This is a genomic window from Armatimonas sp. (genome assembly GCF_043760365.1).
In the GTDB taxonomy this organism is placed as follows: Bacteria; Armatimonadota; Armatimonadia; order Armatimonadales; family Armatimonadaceae; genus Armatimonas.
The window spans coordinates 1-5,073 of record NZ_JAYUPA010000380.1; the positions used below are offsets into that span (position 1 = coordinate 1).

The window sequence follows — 5,073 nt, forward strand, 5'->3', positions numbered from 1 at the left end:
ATCTCTTACTTTAATGTGACGATGGCTAAGCCGTTTCGTTGGACTTATACCGGGAAGGTTTTGACTACCTAATGTTGTTAATATTTACGCCGCGCTGTAGTAGTGAGATGCACTCAGAAGATAGTTTCTCAACGGGGCGATTTTCGTGGACGGTCTCCGCTCCCCTCCTCGCGGCTAAACCGGAGGGTTCCGATCCGCAGGTGGCGATCAAGGACCCGACAGTCGTCTTTGACAAAGGCTTCTGGAACGTCTACGCCACACTCCGGTTTGCCTCGGGGCGAGTAGATATTGTCGTGGTTCGCTTCAAGACCTGGGCCGATGCCGCAACTGCACCTCGCCACGTCTTGGCCCTCCACGACAAGTACTACTGCGCACCCCAGCTCTTTTTTTATCAGCCGCAGAGGCGCTGGTTTCTCATCTTTCAGCTCGCCGACGACTCACGCAACCCGCCGTTTCAGCCCTGCTACTCCACCACGGCAGATCTGAGCGATCCCAAGTCCTGGAGCAAGCCACAGCCGCTGATGGCCAACCCGCCCGCCAAGCCCAAGTGGCTCGACTTCTGGGTAATCTGCGACGCGACCCACGCGCATCTTTTCTGGACCTCGCTCGATGGCAAGCTCTGGCGCGCTCAGACCGAGCGCAAGAACTTCCCCGGCGGCACTTGGTCGGCTCCTACCCTCGCGCTCCAAGCGGATATCTTCGAGGCGTCGCATACCTACAAGCTCAAAGACCGCCCCGAGTACCTCACGATCATCGAAGCCCAGGGCAAGGGCCGCCGCTACTTCAAAGCCTACCTCGCCGACACGCTCGCGGGGCCGTGGAAACCCCTCGCCGATAGCTGGGAGAAACCGTTTGCGGGTCTCACTAACTGCCCCTCGCCCTGGACCAGCAGCATCAGCCACGGCGAGCTGATCCGCTCCCGCAACGATGAGACCCTGGAAATAGACCCGAAAAATCTCCAGTTTCTCTTCCAAGGAGCCAGCGACGCGGAGTACAGAACCGCCTACGGCAAGATCCCCTGGAAGCTCGGCCTGCTTACCGCCAAACCCGATCTGCGATAAAATAGCTCCACTATGAAGATCGAAATCGCCTCCCTGCGCCTCGTCGGCTGCGGCCCCTTCGACGATGTCACGCTAGACTTCTGCGACAAAGACGGCAAGCCCAAAAAGACGATACTCCTCGCAGGCGCAAACGGAAGCGGCAAGACAACGGTGCTAGAAGAAATCATAAGTATTTTTGAGCACATGACTGAAGAAAGACTGGAAGAATCTGCGTTTCAAAATGGCTTTGCTGTAAACTCTATTTTGCCTAGATCAGACTATGTTCAAATCGAGGCATTCTTAGACAATGGTTTTTATTCTGTTTACTTTGGGGACAAGCCCAAAGATGCCAAATATGAATTTCCATACATGGGTTATCCAAGATATAACTCACTTTTAGAATCAGCCAGACTGAACCCAACCATGAAGATAAGGATCGAATTTTTCAGGTCGTGACAAATGGAACAGGATCGAGGCTGCTTCCGTATCTGGACAACCCTTTGAAAGCCCTTTTTGGCAAGTATGAGGACGACCCTTTTTGGGACGATTTTCAGAAGGCAATGGAGGAAAACCGGAATAGCGAGAATACAGGCTATGCCAACTGAACCCAATTTCCTATTGGATACGAACATTCTCAGTCTGATCTTTCGCGGAACTGCTCCCCTAACCCTGCAGAGCAAAATTTCCCAGACTCTTCCGACACATTGCTTCATCTGCTCCGTGACGATACAGGAAATGATGAAAGGGCGGCTTGCGCAGATCAGTAAAGCGGAGGATCCAAAATTCAAGCTGAGTTTGTGGAAACAGCATGAGCTTTTTGTAAGCACGTTCCAAGATCTTCATACCTTCCAGTACTTACTCTATGACGAGGCTTCTGATCGAGTCTTAGCGGCGATGTCCAATGCTCAGAAGCGAAAAGGTGTACCTGACTGCCGGATCGCTGCCTGTGCCATTAACTACGGCTATGTGCTGGTCACGCAAAACACCAATGATTTCACAGAAATTCCTGACTTGGTAGTCGAGGACTGGACAATCTAACCGGCTTCTGGCTTTCCGCAATCGGCAGGCATGGCGTAGAATAGAAGCGTTATGCCCACGCCTCAGATTCCCCTCGATAAGCTCACTCCGATGCTTCGCCTCTATGTCACCATGAAGCTGGAGCGCCCCGACTGCGTGCTCTTTATGCGGGTTGGGGATTTCTTTGAGGCGTACGGCGACGACGCCGAGCTGATCGCCCGCGAGCTGGAGATCACGCTCACGGGGCGCGATGTGCAGGGCTACGATGGCAAGTACCCGATGGCGGGTGTTCCCCATCATGCGCTGGAGCGCTACATGGCCCGCCTGGTGCAGAAGGGCTTTAAAGTGGCAATCTGCGATCAGATCGAGGACCCGAAGCTCGCTAAAGGCTTAGTCAAGCGCGCGGTCACGCGGGTGGTGACACCGGGCACTCTGGTGGAGGACGCGCTGCTGGATGCCAAGAGCAATAACTACTTAGTGGCAGCGATTCTTTCCAAGCCCGTGCATGGGATCGGGGTGGTGGATGTCTCGACCGGCGAGTTTCTGATCACGGAGGTGGAGGAGAGTGCGGGGATCGCCAAGGTGGTCGAGGAGATTCTGCGCCTCCAGCCCGCCGAGTGCCTTGTCCCTGAGGGAATGGACGAGCTGGCGGAGGCGATTGCCGCGGCCTGCCCCGCGACTCTCACACGGATTGGGAAAGCCCGACTGCCACGACTGCCGCGTGAGGCGCTGCTGGAGCACTTTGGGGTGCAGACTCTCAAGGGCTTCGGCTGCGATGACTACTCCGCCGGGCTGAGCGCCGCCGCTGCCCTCCTCGAATATCTCAAAGCGACGCACATGGGCGCGGTCGGGCATATTCGCTCGCTGGCGACCTACTCCACCGAGGACGCGATGTACCTCGACGCATCGGCGCGGCGTAACTTGGAGCTGACAGCGGGGCTCTACGACAGCGCTCGGGCGAAATCCCTGCTCGCCGTTCTGGATGAGACGCGCACTTCGATGGGCGGGCGCATGCTCAAGAAATGGCTCGATGCGCCGCTGCTCTCCGTGGACAAGATCAACGCACGCTTAGATGCTGTCGAGGCGTTCTACGACGACGCGCTCACGCGCGGCGATGTGCGCGACACGCTCCGGGCAGTCGCGGACTTGGAGCGGCTCATGGCGCGGCTCTCGACCGGGGCGGCCAATGCGCGGGATTTGGTCGCGCTGCGCCTCTCGCTGGAGCAGATTCCGAACGTGGCGACGCAAGCCTTGCAGATCGAGCACCCGGCCATTCAAGCGCTCGCCGCCACGCTCGACGGGCTACCAACACTCACGGAGCTTCTCACCAGCGCCATCCACGACGAGCCACCGCTGACGGTCCGTGAGGGCAATCTCATTAAAGACGGCTACGACGAGAATTTAGATGAGCTGCGTCAGATCGTCCGGGGCGGCAAGAGCTGGATTGCAAAACTAGAGTCCGACGAGCGTGAGAAGACCGGCATCAAGAGCCTCAAAGTCGGCTTCAACTCGGTCTTTGGCTACTTTATCGAGGTAACCAAATCCAATCTCGCCGCCGTCCCTAGTGACTACATCCGCAAGCAAACGACGTCCACCGGGGAGCGCTTCATTACCCCGGAACTCAAGGAGATGGAGTCCAAAGTGCTCGGGGCCGAGGAGCGCATCAACGCGCTGGAATACGATCTGTTTGTCTCCGTACGGGACTACGTGGCGCAGGAGTTCACGGGCGACGTGCTGGCCGTGGCGCAGGCCGTGGCGAAATTGGACGTGGTCGCAGCGCTCGCCGAAGTCGCCCAGAACAATCGCTTTGTGCGGCCTACCGTAGACACCACCGATGTTCTCGATATCAAGGGCGGGCGGCATCCGGTTGTGGAGCGGCTGATGGGCTCGGCGGCGAACTTCATTCCCAACGATACCTATCTTGACACCGACCAGCAGCAAGTGCATATCATCACCGGCCCTAACTCCGCCGGAAAATCCACGGTGCTGCGCCAAGTCGCCCTGATCGTCTTACTCGCGCAGGTCGGCAGCTTCGTCCCCGCCGACTCCGTGCGGGTCGGCCTGGTGGATCGCATCTTCACCCGCGTCGGGGCGCACGATGATCTGGCCGCCGGACAGTCCACGTTCATGGTGGAGATGACCGAGACCGCAGACATTCTCAACAACGCCACCGAGCGCAGCCTGGTGATTCTCGATGAGATCGGGCGCGGCACGAGCACCTTTGACGGCGTCTCCATTGCGTGGGCGGTCGCGGAGTTTCTCGCCGCACGCGGCTGCAAGACACTCTTTGCGACCCACTATCACTTGCTCAATGAATTGGAAAAGCAGCTCCCCAACGTGAAAAACTACCGGATCGCGGTAAAAGAGACCAACGATCGGATTATCTGGCTGCGTAAAGTGCTCCCCGGCGGCACGGATAAGAGCTACGGGATTCAAGTGGGCCGCATGGCCGGCCTGCCCCCCACCGTGATCGAGCGCTCCAAAGAGATTCTCAGCGATCTTGAAAAAGACGGCAGCAAGCGCCGCGACATGCTCGGCGGCAGTGTGAGCGTCGCACCGAAATCACAGAGGCTCCAGATGACACTCTTCGAGGCGGAGGAGCACCCCGTAGTGGAGGCACTGCGCGGGCTGGATATCAACACCCTCTCGCCCGTCGAGGCGCTGATTGCGCTGCAACGGCTCCAAAAATCGCTTACGAAATGAGCGCCGCCGGTTGAAAACCGGCGTCTGCAATGGCTTCGTTCCTCAGCCGCAAAGCCCGTTCAGGGCTCCCTAATCCCCAGCCCGGCACGGGCTTCGCGGCACGCAGTGCCACTGTTGACGCCTAATTCCATTGGGCGATCTACCCCGTCGCCGTCGTCCCCGTCTTCGCCCGGTTCACCCCGCGCCTCTTGTACGGAGATCGTCCCGCTATGGGGCGCTTCGCGCCGCCTCCTCGTTCCTCGTCGGTAGGCTTACGCGTCTGGTAGAGGATCGTCACAGCGAATCACAAGATTATGACCGGTCTCTTCCGCGA

Annotated in this window: 4 protein-coding genes; all 4 read left to right on the forward strand. The window is 58.2% G+C overall.

The annotated features are described in order from the left end of the window. Window positions 1-107 precede the first annotated feature (107 nt). The 4 genes from ACH2EH_RS09150 (at window position 108) to mutS (ending at window position 4,760) form a co-directional block, all read left to right on the forward strand. Window positions 108-1,061 (forward strand): non-reducing end alpha-L-arabinofuranosidase family hydrolase, encoded by a 954-nt coding sequence (locus ACH2EH_RS09150; RefSeq protein ID WP_395140975.1) that lies wholly within the window; start codon window positions 108-110, stop codon window positions 1,059-1,061. Window positions 1,062-1,073: 12 nt separating this feature from the next. Beyond that, window positions 1,074-1,496: an AAA family ATPase gene (locus ACH2EH_RS09155; protein WP_395140977.1), complete on the forward strand. Its 423-nt coding sequence runs from the start codon at window positions 1,074-1,076 to the stop codon at window positions 1,494-1,496. A gap of 138 nt (window positions 1,497-1,634) precedes the next feature. Then, on the forward strand, window positions 1,635-2,078 hold the full coding sequence (locus ACH2EH_RS09160; RefSeq protein ID WP_395140979.1) for a type II toxin-antitoxin system VapC family toxin: 444 nt from the start codon (window positions 1,635-1,637) through the stop codon (window positions 2,076-2,078). Window positions 2,079-2,129: 51 nt separating this feature from the next. Next, entirely contained in the window at window positions 2,130-4,760 is a 2,631-nt protein-coding gene (gene mutS, locus ACH2EH_RS09165) for a DNA mismatch repair protein MutS (RefSeq protein WP_395140981.1), read from the forward strand. Window positions 4,761-5,073: the final 313 nt, after the last annotated feature.